Annotated in this window: 9 protein-coding genes; 7 read left to right on the top strand and 2 right to left on the bottom strand. The window is 52.4% G+C overall.

What is annotated here, in order from left to right; genetic code table 11:
* Positions 1-100 precede the first annotated feature (100 nt).
* Positions 101-1,051: a DUF1016 N-terminal domain-containing protein gene (locus FBR45_RS21550; protein WP_246082336.1), complete on the top strand. Its 951-nt coding sequence runs from the start codon at positions 101-103 to the stop codon at positions 1,049-1,051.
* Between the two features lie 29 nt (positions 1,052-1,080).
* Here the strand turns inward: FBR45_RS21550 and FBR45_RS21555 are convergent, their stop codons facing one another.
* Positions 1,081-3,501: an ABC transporter permease gene (locus FBR45_RS21555; protein ID WP_138506189.1), complete on the bottom strand. Its 2,421-nt coding sequence runs from the start codon at positions 3,499-3,501 to the stop codon at positions 1,081-1,083.
* A gap of 139 nt (positions 3,502-3,640) precedes the next feature.
* Complete coding sequence (locus tag FBR45_RS21560) at positions 3,641-4,510, bottom strand: 3-keto-disaccharide hydrolase (RefSeq protein ID WP_138506191.1); 870 nt, start codon at positions 4,508-4,510, stop codon at positions 3,641-3,643.
* A 119-nt stretch (positions 4,511-4,629) separates the two neighbouring features.
* On the opposite strand from FBR45_RS21560, the gene FBR45_RS21565 reads away from it, so the two are divergent.
* The 6 genes from FBR45_RS21565 to FBR45_RS21590 all read left to right on the top strand — a co-directional run bounded on the left by FBR45_RS21565 (position 4,630) and on the right by FBR45_RS21590 (position 18,395).
* Positions 4,630-5,466: a helix-turn-helix domain-containing protein gene (locus FBR45_RS21565; protein WP_138506193.1), complete on the top strand. Its 837-nt coding sequence runs from the start codon at positions 4,630-4,632 to the stop codon at positions 5,464-5,466.
* 257 nt (positions 5,467-5,723) lie between these two features.
* Positions 5,724-6,062: a PadR family transcriptional regulator gene (locus tag FBR45_RS21570; protein WP_138506195.1), complete on the top strand. Its 339-nt coding sequence runs from the start codon at positions 5,724-5,726 to the stop codon at positions 6,060-6,062.
* A gap of 13 nt (positions 6,063-6,075) precedes the next feature.
* Positions 6,076-8,805 carry an ABC transporter permease gene (locus tag FBR45_RS21575; protein ID WP_138506197.1) on the top strand — a complete coding sequence of 910 codons (2,730 nt, stop codon included), beginning with the start codon at positions 6,076-6,078 and terminating at the stop codon, positions 8,803-8,805.
* Positions 8,806-10,229: 1,424 nt separating this feature from the next.
* The gene (locus tag FBR45_RS21580) at positions 10,230-13,346 is read left to right on the top strand and encodes a SusC/RagA family TonB-linked outer membrane protein (RefSeq protein ID WP_138506199.1); all 3,117 of its coding nucleotides are present in this window, start codon (positions 10,230-10,232) and stop codon (positions 13,344-13,346) included.
* Between the two features lie 14 nt (positions 13,347-13,360).
* Entirely contained in the window at positions 13,361-15,214 is a 1,854-nt protein-coding gene (locus FBR45_RS21585; RefSeq protein ID WP_138506201.1) for a RagB/SusD family nutrient uptake outer membrane protein, read from the top strand.
* A 151-nt stretch (positions 15,215-15,365) separates the two neighbouring features.
* Positions 15,366-18,395 carry a SusC/RagA family TonB-linked outer membrane protein gene (locus tag FBR45_RS21590; protein WP_138506203.1) on the top strand — a complete coding sequence of 1,010 codons (3,030 nt, stop codon included), beginning with the start codon at positions 15,366-15,368 and terminating at the stop codon, positions 18,393-18,395.
* Positions 18,396-18,426: the final 31 nt, after the last annotated feature.

An 18,426-nucleotide genomic window follows, 5' to 3' on the forward strand; every position in this document is an offset into this window, starting at 1 on the left:
CAGTCAGGTGCAAAAGCCTGCCTGGATGCATAAAAGCTGGTATGAGTTGGCCAGGATACCCATATTTGCGGTAGAATTTTATCAATTCAAGCGTATAAAAATGCCGCCAGCTCCTATTTCCAGCCACTCCGATCACGAGCCCATAGAGCTGTTTCGGTATCTACGGACTTTGGTCGATGCTGCCGAACAGGCCTCCTCCCCTTTTCCAAAGTTTGCTTTAGTGGAAGCTTATTGGCATATCGGTCGCATCATCGTCGAGATTGAGCAGGCCGGGCAGGTACGGGCTGACTACGGTATACACCTCATCGAATCACTATCGGAACAGCTAACGCAGGCATTTGGAAAAGGATACAGCCTGCCCAATATGTGGCGGTTCAAACAGTTTTTCTTGGCGTTTCCAATTCTCTCCACAAATGGGAGAGAATTAACAAACCTCAGGCAACATCTTAGAACTGAGCTGACCTGGTCACATTATCGGGTATTAATGCAGCTCGAAAACCTGCAGGAACGGGCTTTTTACCTTAACCAGGCGGCTGACGAACGGTGGACCGTGCGATTCATGCAGCGGTTGATTCGTACCCGCTATTACTACCAGGTAGCTCTCGGTGACACGAACTTATTGCCCGGCTCGCCCACTGAAGAAAGAGTCGAGAGAAGTAGCACCCCTACCCTTTCGGCCGTTGGCGGTACGCCCCGGACCCGGCTGGCCAGCATCAAAAAAATAATGCTCGACCGTTACGTTGGCTTCGCTTTTGTAGGGCAGCGGCAATTCGTATCTGTCAATGGGCAGGACCGATGGGCGGAACTGGTCTTCTTCAATTACCTGCTCAATCGATTCGTCCTTGTTCAGCTAGGTGAGTTTGGGCCTGTCAGTCAGGCGGCCTTTGTGCAGTTGATCGACGCGTATAGCAGCAAACAACCGCCCGGATTCACCAACCAGCCCATTGGCCTTCTGGTGAATCAACAGGGGCAGATTAAACACCTCACGAGTAGTCAGGAACAGGGTTTATCACTCGATGACAGCAGCCGCCTACCGGTCAGCTTTGCCTGATTGACACCAACAGATGACCAACTTAAGCTCTACTCCATTTTCAGGGTTTCGACCGGATTTGTTTTTGCTGCCCTGATGGTTTGCGATCCAATCATCAGAAAAGCAATTACCCACACCACCAGCAAGCCCCCCATCAGCTCGATAAGCTGAACAGGTTTATGATAGGGGAAATGAGCGAGCACAATCCGCTCGAAGAACAGGTAGGTGGTAGGCAGAGCGATAAAAGCAGCTATCAACAGCTGGACCAAAAAACCACGGCTCAGTAAGTAGACAAGGCTTCTTGAGCTGGCCCCCATCACTTTCCGGATACTAATTTCCTTGAGCCGGGTTTCTGTCGTGAACGCTACCATGCCAAAGAGTCCCATAGATGCAATCGAAATGGCCAGAATCGACAGAAACCCAATGATCTTGATCATCGTCGAATATTCACTATACGCTTCTTCGATCGCTTCGTCGTAGAACTCAGCCCGAAACGGATGAACCCGGTCAATCTTTTTCCAGATCGATTCCAGTTTAGCCCGGGTTGCCGGCAGATCAGCACTTTGTACTTTGACATTGATAATAGCCCTGTCTCCAGGGGTCCAGAACATGAACGCTACCGGCTCGATGAGGTTGTCGACCTTACCGTAGTGGAAATCCCGGATAACGCCCACGATTGTCATCCGGCGGGTACCGCTGAAATTGGTGAACGAGATCTCTTTACCGATGGCCTGGTCTGGGTTGTCTGCGATGTTCAACCGCTTCAGCACCTGCTGGTTCACGATCACCTCCGTAGCGGCAGCGGCCGTTGCTGGTCGGGCCTTGAAGTTCCCTCCAGCCAGCAGCTTATGATCATGCAGCGCCATATACTGTTCATCGACATGATTGGTCAGGACCAGCACCGAGTCACGCGAGTCGGTATATTTCATAAATCCGCCCCAGGCGTTACCTATGCTCGTCACGATCAGGGATCTGGATAAAGCCGTTACTTCCGGAATTTCACCCAGCTCCTTCATCAGTGCATCCGGCTTATTACCCTGCATATCGATGTTCAGGATATTGTCGGTCCTGAAGCCAAGATCGAAAGCGAGGATATCTCTATACTGTACATAGCTAATGGTAGTTGCGGTGATAAAAATCAGGGTAAGCGTATATTGAACTACAACCAGGGCGCGTCTGAGTGGCACGTGCCTGAAGAGATTCACCGTTGAGACATTGCGGAGTGCGTTGATGGTACTGACTTTAGAAAAGAAAAGGGCTGGCAGCAAACCGGCCACAACCCCCACAGCGACCGAAAAGAAAACAAACGCCATAACCATTGATAGGGTAAGCTCAAGCTTCACCGTGCGCTGCATCTCCGGAGCCAGGTTGATCAGTTGTGGCCGCAGCAGGAGAAAGAGGAAAAAAGAAAGCAACAGGGCGGCCAGCGAAATCAGGATGGCTTCGGCCAGAAATTGCTGCCAGATCTGGTCTCTGCCGGCACCGATGGCTTTGCGGATACCAACCTCCTTGAAGCGTCGCATGGCCCGGGCAATCGAGAGGTTAGTATAGTTGAAACAGGCCGACAGGATCACCACCAGCGCCAGCCCGCCGAGTATCCACAGTACCGCCGTAGGCATGTGTGGTCCCCCGGAGCCCGGTCCGCCTTCGGACTGACGGAGGGTTTCACCAACCACGATGCTGAACAGGGGCAAAAGCTCAAGCTCGATGCGGGTATTTTCCTGGGCGAGGTTTTCCGCCTTCGCCAGGGCGTCGAGCTGGGACTGTATAGAGGCCATATCCGCACCCTCAGGCAGCAGCAGGTACACGTAATTCGACGACATGTTTGTCCATTTCCCAAAGTCAGTATTGTTCTGGTTGAGTCGCTCGGCCGTTGACAGGGAGACCAGGGCTTCGAAGCTGATGTGCGAGAAAAAGGGGACATCTTTCAGGATTCCGGTCACCCGATAACTCAGGGTATCGAACCGGATCGACTTGCCCAGAGCAGATTGGGTTCCGAACAGCTTTTGGGCTGCGGTCTCGGTAAGAACAATGGAGTACGGATCGTTCAGGGCGGTAGCGGGATTCCCCTCAATCATCGGCAGAGTGAAGATGTTGAACACCGATGGGTCGGCCCAGAACCCTTTGACAGGCAGCACCTTGTCGCCAACCCGGGCGTCCTGCGAAAAGTCGGTTCGCAGGATTGCTACTTCCTCGACGCCGGTCACGTTCTGCCGAATCAGCTTACCGGCCTTTATGGATGTCGTACCAAACTTGCCACCTTGTTCGCCATTGAAGGTTGCCACGCTGGTAATCCGGTAAATGCGATCACCGTTTTCGTGGAACCTGTCATACGACCACAGGTCCATCACAAACGCAATGAGCAGCAAGCCCACCGACATACTGATAGCGAGACCAACGACATTGATGAACGAGAACAGTCTGTGGCGCAACAGGTTGCGGCCGGATGTTTTGATGTAGTTACCAATCATGCCAGCAAGAATACCGGTCAACTACATGTCAAATGAAAAAATGGGGTGAAATGGGTTATAAATGGGACGAAGAGGGAATACCGTTTCTGAAACGTGCCCATTTGGGTCAGTCCGGCCTGGCTGAACTTGCCTGTATGTATCAGAACAAGCCTGCGTATTCGGTAGGCATGGCCGTTAGGGGCTTGATCCGGATGTCCTTAAAAAACACTTCGGCCGCTTCACTCTGCAATTGAATCCTCCCCTTCCGCATGGGAATATCCTGTCCATTCTCGTTGGTATACCGGGAGTCTTTGAGGACCATGACCACGTGTCCGTTCACGATGTGCAGACTTTTACCCGCGAAGCAGATCAGCTCTAGCTTCGTCCATTCGCCAGGTGGGCTTTCGTAGTTACCAGACCGGAGGCAATAGGCATCACTTCCTTTTTTGAAGGCCAAAAAGGGTAGTTTATCGTCGGCGACCCGATTCATAACGCCCTCCGATTGATAGGCTCGAATATCGATGGCGGAGTTGGCCTGGCACCAGTAATCGCCCATGTGTCCTTCCATAATCTGAAACTCCTGCGACAGCATCCAGGACCGCCAGTACTCAACTCCTGCTTCGCCAATAGAATGGTACAGGATACCCGAGTCCCGCAACTTGGTGAGCCGGGGCTCGTGTTTCTGACTACCCCACTTGACCTGCAGCACGAGATGATAATTTTCGTACGAGTCCCGGGTGAACAGGCAACCATACTTCTCCCCGCTAATCCGCAAAACAGGCCCGCCGGGATCATTGATGATCGAGAAAACCCGGTTATCGTCTTTATTGTAACCAATGGGTTGGATAGGCGACCCCGAAGCGTCTTTTGGTACATTTCCATTATAGTCGGGGCGATGCGCATAGCTCAGATAATTTCCCCACCTGGACAGGTTATTATCCAGCAATGGCACCCACTCATCACGAGTATTCAGGGATGGCAAAGAACCCAGGGCGCAAAGGCCTATAAGAAGTGTGATTAGTAATTTCATACGCACGGAGTCATAGCGGGCGGTCTGCAGTATCGGCAGCAAACCTACGGCCTGCCTCTCTCGACGTTATGGTAAAAATCCATGCTTTATTGGTAGGTTTACGTTTACACCCGACCCGCATGAAACGCTACATTCTCCACACCCCATTCAACATCTACCACTTTGAGGCAACCACCTGGCAGCATGCGGTTCATAAGCATACCTACTTCGAGATCATCTTTATCATCAGGGGGAACGGCATTCACACCATCAACGGCAACACCTTTGACTATACCGAAGGTGATGTGTTCTTACTGGGGCCCGAAGACTACCATAATTTCGTTATCCGGGAACCAACGGAATTTTGCTTTATTCGATTTAATGAGTCAGTATATCGACACACCTCCGGCGAAAAAGACAACGGCTGGCAATGTATCGTAGAGACCCTACTTTCCACGTCTTCACAGAGTCGCGGCACCCTTGTAGCCGACAGACAGGAGAAACAGAAATTACATAACCTGCTCGCGGTTCTGGAGGAGGAATACAAACGGGATCAGGCGCCCTACTTCACCATTATACGGGATAGTCTGTTACGGAGTATGCTAATGATCCTGGCGCGCAATCTGTTTAGCCAGACACCCGCCAGAGCCCAGACCAACGACTCGGCAGAAGCGATCCTGATGTACATCCGCCAGCATATTTACCAGCCCGACAAGCTAACCATCGACCACCTGGCCGATGTATTTCACTACGCTCCCGCGTACATCAGCCTCTTTTTCAAGAAGCAAACGGGCGAATCTCTGAAGCAGTACATCATTAAACATAAAATAAAACTCATCGAGGCCCGTCTGCTGTACAGCCCGTTGACACTGGCCGAGATAGCCGATGAGTTTGGTTATACCGACGAAAGCCATTTTTGTAAGCAGTTCAGAAAGTATACAGGCCAAACGCCCGGCTCCCTCCGCAAACGAACCTGACGGGTTCACGTGGGTGAAAAGTGGCGTTCTGAGGCAGGGGAAATAAATTTTCATTGAGAAGAAATGACAGATTTATAGACTCAGTCAAAAAAGATCAAAGCTGCATGAAGTACCGTCCATTCACGGACAACTAGTTGTCCACTTCCGGACAGGGTTGGGATCATAATCTGCTCATATGGCTGGTAAAGACTGTTTTATGCAGTTGGCACTGCATTTGATTTAAGATATTGTATCTAATAAACTGTGTGGCCCCCCTGATGAAAAAGACTGTACTTGGCGAGCTGGAAGAGTTAGTGCTGCTAGTCGTAGCGGCCAGCACTGAGGATGTCTACGGCGTGCCGGTTATGGAGCAGCTTCAACGACAAACCGGACGAAACTTCACCATCAGTGCCGTGCATACTACTTTGTATCGACTCGAAGAAAAAGGGTTCCTGTCATCGTCAGTGGGTGGCGCAACCCCCGAGCGGGGTGGGCGAAGTAAGCGCCTGTTTAGTCTGACGACCGAAGGGGGTAGGGTGCTGCTAGAGATTCAGCACATGCGTGCCCGCCTTTGGGAAGCCATTCCCCAAAGCAAGCTTCAACTGTTGGGACTTTAAGCGTGTTGTGGCCATGATCCGAAAGCAACCGATCCCTCACATTGACCATCCATCACCACCCCGTTGGGCCGATCGCCTGTTGGAATGGTTTGTTGCTCCACACCTGCTGGAGTATGTACAAGGAGATCTACATGAGACCTTTCATAAACAGGTTGATCAGGTGGGCCTGAGTCGTGCCCGACGCAAATACGTCCTCGCCGTACTACACTGCTTAACACCATTCTTTCTGAAACGAAGAGCAGTTGAGCCAGTCAAGTTCGGGCCACAAAAGGCCGACATTACATGTAGCGATGACCGCAAGTACCTTAATCCTGTATGTATGGACATGTTTTCTAACTACCTAATCATTGCTTTGCGCAACCTATGGCGGCAAAAAGCGTTTTCAATCATTACTATTTTTGGTCTCGCTTTAGGGTTGGCCACATGCCTGCTGATTATGTTCTTCGTGCGGCACGAGTTAAGCTACGACCGCTACAATACCCACGCCGACCGCATTGTCCGGATGACCCTGCACGGACGTGTTGGTGGAAAAGAACTCAATATGGCCTATGCTCCCGCCCCCGCCGGACCGGCAATGAAACTTGACTATCCTGGCGTGGAAGCCTTTGCGCGACTGGAAAAGCAAGGGACATTCATTGTTAAACACGGCCAGGAGCGCTTTAAGGAAGAACGGGTTGTTTTTACTGATTCCACATTTTTTGAGCTGTTCTCCATCCCGCTGCTGAAAGGCGACTCGCGCTCGGTACTCACCGAACCCAATACTGTCGTCGTGACTGAATCAACCTCCCGGAAATACTTTGGCGATCAGAACCCGGTTGGTAAAAGCCTGACGATGGGCACAATGGGCCTTTTCCGGGTCACTGGCGTTTGCCAGGATGTACCCTCCAACTCGCATTTTCATTTTGATTTCTTTGGCTCCTATCGCTCACTTCCCGCCCGTGAGAAGTGGCTTGCCAGCGGTGCCAATACCTACTTGCTTTTGCGGAAAGACTACTCTGCCGAGAAACTAGCGGCTCTAAGCCCGGACATTGTGCGTAAGTATCTCGGTGCAGAGGTACAGGAATTTTTGGGCATGAGCCTGGCCGAATTTGCCAAAAAAGGAGATCGGTTTGGGTTTGGGTTTCAGCCGCTCACCACCATTCACCTGGGGTCTGACCTGGAAGGTGAACTGGAGCCCAACAGCGATGAAAAGTACGTCTATATTTTCATGGCCATCGCAGTGTTTATTCTGCTCATTGCCTGTATCAACTATATGAATCTTTCCACGGCGGGGTCGGCGGGTCGCGCTAAAGAGGTCGGTATTCGCAAGGCACTTGGCTCTGGGCAACAGCAGTTAGTAAGCCAGTTTCTTTCCGAATCGATATTGATCACATTGCTGGCGTTGCTGGTTGCCGGTGGACTGGTCGTGCTGGTGCTACCGACGTTTAACCAGTTAGCAGATAAGCAATTTAGCCTCATAACCCTGCTCGATGGCCGATTGATTGCTTACGCATTGGCAGGCTGTGTAGTTATTGGCTTATTGGCGGGCAGCTACCCGGCATTTTTCTTAGCCTCATTCCGCCCGGTTAGTGTGTTAAAAGGCCGTCTGCAGGCTGGTGTGCGAAGTGGCTGGTTACGAAGTACGTTAGTTACCGTTCAGTTCGTAGTTTCCATTACTATGATTATCAGCACATTAGTCGTTTACCAGCAACTCCGATTCATTCAGACTAAAAAGGTGGGTTTCGACAAAGAGCAGGTCCTGATTTTGCATGATACGTATGTACTGGGCGATAAACTGACTGCTTTTAAGAAGGAACTGGAAAAACTATCGTCGATCAGTAGCGTAAGCCTGGCGGGGTATCTACCAGCTGGCCATTCGAACAAGGGAGTAGACGGTTTTCGGGATGTCAACGCGCCAGCAGAACAGACCCCCTACCGGTTGAAAACCTACCGGATTGATGACAAATACCTGACCACCTTAGGAATTGGTCTGGCAGCAGGGCGTAATTTTTCTTCGTCTTTTTCCGATGATAGTGCCGCTGTGCTGGTCAACGAAGCGGCTGTTCGGCAATTTGGCTGGAAGAACCCAATAGGGCAGCGAATTGCCAGTGTCGGCAACGGCAGTCCATCAGACCGGCACACCTATACGGTGATTGGCGTTACCCGTAATTTTCACTTCGAGTCCATGCATCAACCCATTGCGCCCCTGATTATGCTATACGGTGGCGATTCGTACCAGATGGCCCTGCGCACCCGCACCGACAACCTACCGGCTTTACTAGACCAACTGGAGCGGAGTTGGAAAGCTGAAACGGACAATCCATTTGCCTACTCGTTTCTTGGCGAACGGTTCAACGCCATGTACCAATCTGAGCAACGCATCGGGCAGTTATTCGGGCTTTTCGCCGGGCTAGCAATAGCGATTGCCTGTCTGGGCTTATTCGGGTTAGCGGCCTTTACAGCCTACCAACGCACAAAGGAGATCGGGGTTCGCAAAGTGCTTGGCGCATCGGTCCCTAGTATTGTTCTGCTACTGCTAACCAATTATGTGAAATTGATTCTTACTGCTCTGGTGGTTGCTTCACCGATTGCCGGCTACTGTATGAGTCAGTGGTTAGGAGACTTTGCGTACAAAACCAGGCTGGAATGGTGGATCTTTGTGGTAGCCGGTGGACTGACTACCCTTGTCGCCGTACTAACGGTCAGCTACCAGGCGATCAAGGCGGCTTTGGTAAATCCCGTCAAAAGCTTACAAACTGAATAAAGTTAGACGTGTTCGTACAGAACGTTATCCAGACAGAGATTTCTTCACAAACGAAAACCTTCCGAACGAGCATGGAATACTTGTCGGAAGGTTTTTTTCCTTCTGCGTAGCTTGTCGGAGTGCATCAGCCCGAGCTTATGGGTTGATTATGTATCAATTTATATGAATCAGCGTTGAGTCTCATAGTAAAAAAATCATCTACTGTAAGCTCGCTCTACTCTGTACTAACTTATTTCGATATTGATAGGAAAAGCCAGACCTACTAAACTGATCCTGTAAGCTGGTCATAAAAAAATAATCAACACGAAGAATACGATCATTGTTTAGCCAATAGACATACAGTACAAACAATTAATAGTATGTAAAACCAATCATGCTTATTAATAAATTCTCATGGGGGTACTATTGTATATTTAACTTAATAACTCAGTTTTAAATAATGTTGTTGTGCAATACAGATTACCGGACTTGTTTATTTACAACCTAACATGCCTCTCTATTTTTCCTAATTCTCGCTCCAAGCTGCTATAAAAAATACCATTACATACAACTATCGCTTTGCTTACCAGGCTGACCAGATACAATTAAGCCGTTCGATCGCCTTAGTTGTTCAGGAATATAATTCCATGGTCACTGAACAAACTCGTTTTAGCCACCATCCGAACAGGTTATCTGGGTAATCAATATGTTGCGTTCCCCTCGTATCAACGCCATCATATTATCGGAAAGCGGGCTTATGTTTTGTAGCAAATCCCTTAAATGGCTTAAAAAGGCACATTATATGATTAATTTTATAAGAATGTAACATAGCCAATTGAACGTGTAACATGCACGTAGCACATATAGCACTATGCTAATATACTTTTGACCTCAGGTTTTGGGCAGGATATTCTGACAAGCCAGCGAAATGAGGCAATAGTAAGATTTTATAAGACTTACCCGATTCGTTAGCCACCAAATTTTATAGAACAGGGCTGTGTTTCTCCGCAATTGTGTCATTTCAACACATAACTAGACAGGCCCCTGTTGCAGCTTCCTGGCTACAAGTCAGAAAGACCGCTCGACTGATTTTTTTTGTAACGACAATCTAATTAACTGAGCTACTTATTAATTGTTTTTCAAAAAATTGAACCACTCAAAGATTATATACACATGAATTAAATAGCCGGTTAAACCTAACTTTTTACTTTACGAATAGACAGTCATTTATTGCTGTGACTTTGCCTTTTTCTTATTAATTCCTAAACCCAACCTCTTCTATGCAATTACCCAACCTTACAATCAGATGCATTTTTCATCTTGATCAGCGCAGAAAAAAGACACAGAATTCTGTCTGAATTAATCAACATAACCGATCACTGTAATTCAACGGAAGTGAAATGATCAAAACTATACAGTTCGCAGTCCGATTTCCAAGAAATGGAATGCTAAAAAACCGACTTATTGCTTTTTTAGCCGTCTGGATCAGCTTAATTCTGAGCAACCAGATCGCGCTGGCGCAGGAAAGTCAAACGGTTAAAGGGGTCGTGCTGGATGAAAACCAGAAGCCGCTGTTTGGCGCCTATGTAATCCTGAAGAATACGATGACCGGAACCACTACCGATGTCAATGGTGAGTTCAGCCTCAAGATTCCGGCGGGTAAGCAAACGCTGGCAGTCTCCTACCTGGGATCGAAAGCGCAGGAAGTGGCTGTAGATAAGGGTAGTAGCCTCAAGGTCGTGCTCACCGGGAGCGACATTACCCTCGACGAAACGGTTGTGGTCGGCTACGCGCAGCAAAAGAAACAAAGCGTTGTCGGAGCCATTTCCCAGACTACGGGTAAGGTGCTTGAGCGGGCGGGAGGTGTGTACAGCGTGGGGTCAGCCCTGACGGGTAACGTACCGGGCGTCATAACCACATCCAGTACGGGTATGCCCGGCGAAGAAGACCCGCGTATTCTTATTCGGGGGTTGAGCTCCTGGAACAACAGCTCTCCCCTCATTCTGGTCGATGGGATCGAGCGGCCCATGAACAGCGTGGACATCTCATCGATCGAAACGATTTCAGTCCTGAAAGACGCATCGGCAACGGCCGTTTTCGGGGTGAAAGGTGCCAACGGGGTTATTCTGATCACCACCAAGCGGGGCAAAGAAGGCAAAGCGACCATCAACGTACGGGCCGATTATACCCTGAAAGTACCCTCGGCACTGCCCAACAAGTACGACTCCTACGATGCCCGAAGCATTCGGAACCGGGTTATCGAAAACGAGCTGGGGCTGGAGTCGGCGGGCTGGGCTACCTACACACCGTACGAGATCCTCAATAAATACCGAAACCCGGCCAACCTGGCCGAAGCGGAGCGCTACCCGAACGTAGACTGGGCCAAAGAGATGTTCAAGCCGGTTACCAAGTCGTACAGCGCCAACCTCAACGTGTCGGGGGGTACGTCGTTCGTCAAGTATTTTGCGTCGGCCGATGTGTTGATGGATGGCGACATTTTCAAGGAGTGGAACAACAACCGGGGGTATCAGGCGGGCTACGGGTTCAACCGGGTCAACGTTCGGACCAACCTTGATTTTCAGCTGACGCCCAGCACCCTGCTTATCACAAACCTGTCCAGCTTAAACGGGGTGAAGAAGAGTCCGTGGGGAGCTACCGGTGGCGAGTACGATATGTGGCAGGGGGCATATGGCGTGGCGCCTGATGCAATGCTGCCCCGCTATTCTGACGGCACCTGGGGGTACTACGCCCAGGACCCGGTAGCCGCCACCAACTCCGTGCTGAACCTGGCCCGTAGTGGAATCATGAAGCGGACCACCAGCCGCATCACCACTGATTTTACCCTGAATCAGGATTTGAAGATGGTTCTGAACGGGCTGAGCACGTCGGGTACGGTTTCGTGGGACAACACCTTCGTGGAAAGCCAGCGGGGTATCAACGACCTCTACAACGATCCGCAAACCAAGTGGATCGATCCCGCTACCGGCGAGTCGCGTTACCGCTTCACCTACGATGCGGCCAATATGTTCGACTTTCAGGAGGCTATCCGGTGGGCTCCCCAGGCGGGCACGATGGACAACGGGGCTACGTACCGACGGTTGTTTTACCAGCTCAAGCTGAATTATAACAAAACCTGGGGTAAGCATACCGGTACCGCCATGGGGCTCTTCAGCCGCGAGGACCGGGCAGCCGGCAGTGAGATTCCGAACTACCGCGAAGACTGGGTGTTTCGTACCACCTACGACTATGCGGGTAAGTATTTCGCCGAAGTAAACGGCGCCTATAATGGGTCAGAAAAGTTCGGAAAGGAAAACCGCTTCCATTTTTTCTCGTCGGGGGCGGTAGGCTGGCTCTTGTCTGAAGAGGCTTTTTTCAAGCGGGCCAAGTTTCTGGATCTGCTGAAACTACGGGTGTCGTACGGAAAAATCGGTGATGACAACATCAACCAGCGGTGGCTGTACATGACCCAGTGGGCCTATACCGGACAGGCCAAAATCGGGGAGAACAACTCCGACGTGAGCCCCTACGTCTGGTATCGGGAATCATCGGTGGGAAACCCCTCTGTACACTGGGAAACGGTAACGAAAACCAACCTGGGTGCTGACTTTTCCCTGTTTAACGGCACCGTTTCGGGTAGTGTCGATTATTTCAACGACTACCGAACCGATATCCTCATTGCCGGCGGGTCGCGCGCCATTCCATCTTACTTCGGGACCAACGCCCCCGTCGCAAACCTGGGTAAAGTTCGGGTGAAGGGGTACGAACTGGAAGTGAAAGTCAATCACCAGCTCACCAACGGCATCAGACTCTGGGCCAACGCCAACATGACCCATGCTAAAGACCGGATCATCGAAGCGGATAACCCCAGCCTGCTGCCTGACTACCGCAAAACCGAGGGCAAACAGATTGGTCAGACTTATTCGTACGTCAGTCACGGGTACTACAACAACTGGGACGAGCTGTATGCCAGCACTGAACAGAACACCAACGACCGGCAGAAGCTACCGGGCAACTTCCAGATCGTCGACTTCAACGGCGATGGGCGAATCGACACTTACGACAACATACCGTACGGATTTCCCGAGCGGCCACAGAATACCTATAACGGTACCGTTGGTTTTGAGTGGAAAGGATTCAGCGCCTTCGCGCAGTTCTACGGCGTTAACAACGTAACCCGCCAGGTCGTTTTCACCAGCTTCGGCTCCCGGATGAACACCGTCTATGACCAGGGTGAATACTGGTCGAAGGAAAACCCGACGGCCAACTCGCCCCTGCCCCGGCTGATGACCGCCACCGACCCATCCACCTACGGCAATTTCTACATGTACGACGGGTCGTACCTGCGGCTGAAAAATGCGGAGGTCGCCTACACCTTCAACCGCGGCTGGATCGAACGGTTTGGGATACGCTCGCTACGCGTCTACGCTAACGGAAACAACCTCTGGCTCTGGACCCGGATGCCCGACGACCGCGAATCGAACTTTGCCGGAACGGGCTGGGCCGCCCAGGGTGCCTACCCCACGGTAAAGCGATACAACTTCGGACTAAACATTACCCTGTAACTCACGGCTGACTCATGAAACGAATTACAAAAACGATTGGCTGGCTCGGATTGGCAGCAATGCTCTTCATGTTGCCCTCCTGTAGCGATTACCTGGACCGGGAAAATCAGTCGACTGTTTCGTCTACCGACGCCTTCAAGAATTTTATCAATTTTCAGGGCTTTGTCGAAGAACTGTATTACTGCATACCGGAGTCGTCTAAGTTCTACTGGCAGAACTCGTTCAACTGGGGCGAAGACGAAATCATTGTGGCGGGCGCGACCTGGTTCTACGGCTACAAAATCGACAATGGCGACTTCTGGGGCTGGCAGCGCGAAAACGACGGCTGGGGTGCGGGCTGGATGGACGGTCCCGGCAATACGCTCGATCAGACCAACCGCTTCAACAAACGGTTCTGGCCCCTGGCCTGGTACGGTATCCGGAAAGCTAACATGGGTCTGGAGAATATTGAACGGCTATCCGATGCTACCCCGGAAGAGAAAAACCTGGTGAAAGGCCAGCTGCTCTTTTTCCGGGCCTGGTTCCACTTCCAGCTCATGACCTATTTTGGGGGACTTCCGTACATCGATAAGGTGTTGCCCGCCGACCAGAAGCTGGACCTGCCGCGCCTGACCTATCAGCAAACCGCCCTTCGGGCCGCCGAGGATTTCAAGGCAGCCGCCGAACTGCTGCCCGTAAACTGGGACGATACGGATGCCGGGAAACGGACGCTGGGAAAAAATCAGCTGCGTATCAACAAGATTATGGCTTACGGGTACCTGGGCAAAAACTACCTCTACGCGGCCAGTCCGCTGATGAACTGGTCATCGACCGGTAGCAAAACCTACGATGCCGACCTGTGCAAAAAGGCGGCCGAAGCCTTTGCTACCCTGCTCCAGATGAGCGAAAGTGGTAAGACGCATCACAAACTCGCCAATTTCTCGGAGATGTCGAGTGTGTATTACACGCTGAACCAGGGTATGCGGGTGCCGGGCTTTCCCGAAGCCATTATGCAGTCGCCGGCCTACGACGGTGGGGCCACGCGCTGGGGCCTTAACGAGCAATACGTAGCGGGGGTGCTGTTCAATGGCGGCAGTACCTGCTTCTCGCCAACGGCCAACTACGTAACCTACTACGGCATGGCCAACGGGCTTCCCATCAAGAATGCCGAGCAGGCTGACCCCGAGTCAGGCTACGACCCGACCGATCCCTGGAAAGGGCGCGATCCGCGTTTTTATAAAGACATCATCTATGACGGCGTGAAAATGATACAGGGTATTTCGGCCACCCGCGAGGCCCACCGGTACGCCAACCTGTATACCAAAGGCAGCTACCGCGACGAGAACAACGGCAGCCGCACCGGCTATCTGAATGGTAAGTTCATTCCCCGAACAACCAATTACGACGATAACGGGCATAACCAGTCGCACTTCATCCACCTGAGTTATATGCGGCTGGCGGATGTTTACCTGATGTATGCCGAAGCGGCCCTGCATGCCTACGGAAACCCGCAGGGCACCTATCCAGGCTACATTTCGGCCGTCGAAGCCGTCAACAAGATTCGGCGCCGGGCGGGGGTTGCGGATGTGAACGCCAAGTTTCTGGGCTCGAAGGAGGCTTTCATGGGCGAACTGATCCGGGAGCGGGCCGTAGAGCTGTCGTTCGAGGGGCACCGTTTCAATGACCTGCGTCGCTGGCTACTGCTCACCGAGCGTCCCTACACGCTGAAAACAGCCCACGATTTCGATCGGGCACCCAACGGGAAGGTGGCCAACCTGAAAGAGCGGATTATTCTGGAACGTCGCTTCAACAGCAAACACTACTGGCTGCCGCTGAAGGTCGTCGACGTGAGCATGTACCTGGCTTTTCCACAAAATCCAGGCTGGTAAACCGCAGGCTCTACCGCCTGATTGATAACACTTTTCTAAGCCGCGTATCACCGCCAACATCCGTTTTTGTGCCTCCTGAAGGGGGCACAGCAGGCCATGCCATGACTAGAATCCGGTATGGCGGAGTTGGCAGGCTTTCCAAACCATCCTCATGAAACAGTTAGTCTCCATCACAACGGTCTGTTCGCTGCTGGCACTCTACAGTGCAGGCGCCAGGGCGCAGACCAATCCGAAAGTCGAGGTCAGGTCGGTTGTTCGGAATGCAGAGGGCAAGCCTTTGCGGGGTGCCTTCATCAGCGCCAATGCCGGTCAGGTGAAAACCAAGACCGATAGTCTCGGTGCGTTCTCGCTGGCCCTGGCGCCCAAATCGACCGTGCTCGTATCGGCCGAGGGCTACCAGGATCAAGTTGCCCAGGCCGATACCAACATGCAGGACATCGTTCTGGCCGGTATCGACGACAATACCAACCTGGTTAACGTGGCCTTCCGCACAGTGCCCAAAAAAGACCTGCTGGGCGGGGTAGCCGTGGTTAATCTGCCGGGCTTGCTGCAAAAAAACTATACCACCGGCGCGCTGGACAACCTGAGTGCCTTTGCGGCTGGCTTCAACGGCAATATCTGGGGCATGGGCGAGTATCTGGTGCTCATTGACGGGGTACCCCGCTCGGCCACCACCGATATTCACCCGACCGAAATTGAGCAGATTACGGTCTTGAAAGGGGCGTCTGCCCTCGCGCTCTACGGGAGCCGGGCGGCCAAGGGGGTTATTCAGATCACCACCAAACGGGGCGTTGCCAACGAGAAACGGATCAACGTTCGGGTCAATACGGGGCTGCACGTGCCCAAGGGTTACCCGGATTACCTCGGTTCGGCCGAGTACATGACTCTGTACAACGAAGCCCGCCGGAACGACGGTCTGGAGCCCCTCTACAATCAGGAGACCATCTGGAACCATTATTCCGGCACCAATCCGTACCGCTACCCGGACGTCAACTATTACTCGCCCGAGTACCTCCGGAAAGCGTATAACCGGACCGACGCCTTCACCGAAATATCGGGAGGCAACAACCGGGCCCGGTTCTATACCAACATCGGATTTGTTCACTCAAACTCCCTGCTGAACGTTGGTGAAGCCAAAAACGACAACAATACCCGGCTCAACGTCCGCGGAAACATTGACGTACGGCTCACCGATTACATCAGTACATCGGTAGACGCCACGGCCATCTTCGGCAACAACCGCTTCGCGCATGGCAACTACTGGAGTAATGCCGCTACGCTACGCCCCTACCGCTACTCGCCGTTGATTCCGATCAGCATGATCGAAGAAACCGATCAGCTAACCCAGCTTCAGGTGCAGAACAGCAACTACCTCATCGATGGCAAGTACCTCCTGGGCGGCACCCAGCAGCACCTGACGAACCCCTTCGCCGACATGTACGCGGCCGGATACAACAAGGGAACCACGCGCCAGTTTCAGTTCACCAACGCCATCAACGTAGACCTGCGCAAAGCCCTGCCGGGGCTATCGTTCGGTACGCGCATCGGGGTCGACTACTCCACGTCCTATAACCTGTCGTTCAACGATCAGTACGCGATTTACGCGCCGACCTGGAACAGCTATGCCGGGAACGACATGATCAGCAGCCTGCAGAAGTTCGGCGAAGACCGCAAAAACGGAGCGCAGAACGTAAGCAACAGCTGGCGGCAACAGACCATCTTCTTCTCGGGACAGTTCAACTACCTCAGACGAATCAACAACGTCCATAACATCAACGCCATCCTGGTCGGTACCGGCCACCAGCGGGCAGAGACCAGCGTATACCACAAATCACAAAGCCACGTGAACCTGGGGTTACAACTGGCCTATAACTATCGGCAGCGGTATTACCTCGACTTCAGCGGGGCCGTATTGCATTCGGCCAAACTGCCCCCGGGCAACCGGCAGGCCTTCTCACCCACCCTTTCGGCGGGCTGGCGCATCAGCGATGAACCCTTCATGGCGGGGGCGTCGTTTGTCAACAACCTGAAACTGACAGCATCGGCGGGTATTCTGCATACCGATCTCGATATTCCGGGCTATTACCTCTACAAAGGCCTCTTTACCCATGCCGATGGTACCTGGTACAGCTGGCGCGACGGCACCCTGACCCGCACAACCGATTCGCGCCGGGGCGAAAACAACGACCTTTTCTTTGCGCAGCGGAAGGATATCAACGTCGGGATCGAAGCCTCGCTCTTCCGACAACTGGTGACGCTGGAAGCCAATTATTTCGTCAGCCGGATGGATGGCATCGTAACCCAGGCGGCTTCTATCTACCCGAACTACTTCGTGACCGGTTTCCCCCAGAGCTCATTTATCCCCTACATCAATTACAACAACGACCAGCGCAACGGCCTCGATTTCAACCTGAGCCTGAACAAGCAGCTGGGTCAGGTTGCCTGGACCGTAGGTATGACCGGAACCGTTTACAACTCGAAGGTGATCAGGCGCGCCGAAAACTACGAGAACACCTATCAGAACCGGGTGGGCAAGCCACTCGACGCCATTTTCGGGCTGCGGAGCAACGGGCTCTTTGCCGACGAAAGCGACATCGCCAGCAACCCAACCCAAACGTTCGGCCAGGTTAAACCGGGCGATATCAAGTACGTAGATCAGAACGGCGACAACCTCATCGACAGTCGCGATGAGGTGTACCTGGGCCGGGCGGGCTGGAATGGCTCTCCGGTTACATTTGGTCTGCACCTGACAGCCAGGTGGAAAAACTGGACGGTGTTCACCATCGCCACTGGCAACAACGGAGCCTTCTCGCAGAAGAACAGTTCGTATTTCTGGATTCGGGGCGACGACAAATATTCAGCAGCCGTTCGCGATCGCTGGACGCCCGACACGAAAGAAACGGCCACCTATCCCCGGCTCACCAGCCTGAACAACGACAACAACATCCGTACGTCTGACTTCTGGCTCTACCGCAACAATCGGTTCAACCTGGCTAAAGTACAGGTTACCTACGCCATACCCGGCCAGGCGCTGCCCGTCAGGTTCATCCGCGATCTGACTATCTATGCCAGCGGGTCCGACCTGCTTACCCTGGCCAGGGCCCGGCAGATCATGGAAATGAACATTGGCGGCACGCCCCAGACCCGCTTCTTCAACATTGGCCTGAACGCAGCATTCTGACCAGCTTTTTACTCTCTGGCTAGCAAAACTT

The organism is Spirosoma lacussanchae, from assembly GCF_005870035.1.
Classification (GTDB): Bacteria; Bacteroidota; Bacteroidia; order Cytophagales; family Spirosomataceae; genus Spirosoma; species Spirosoma lacussanchae.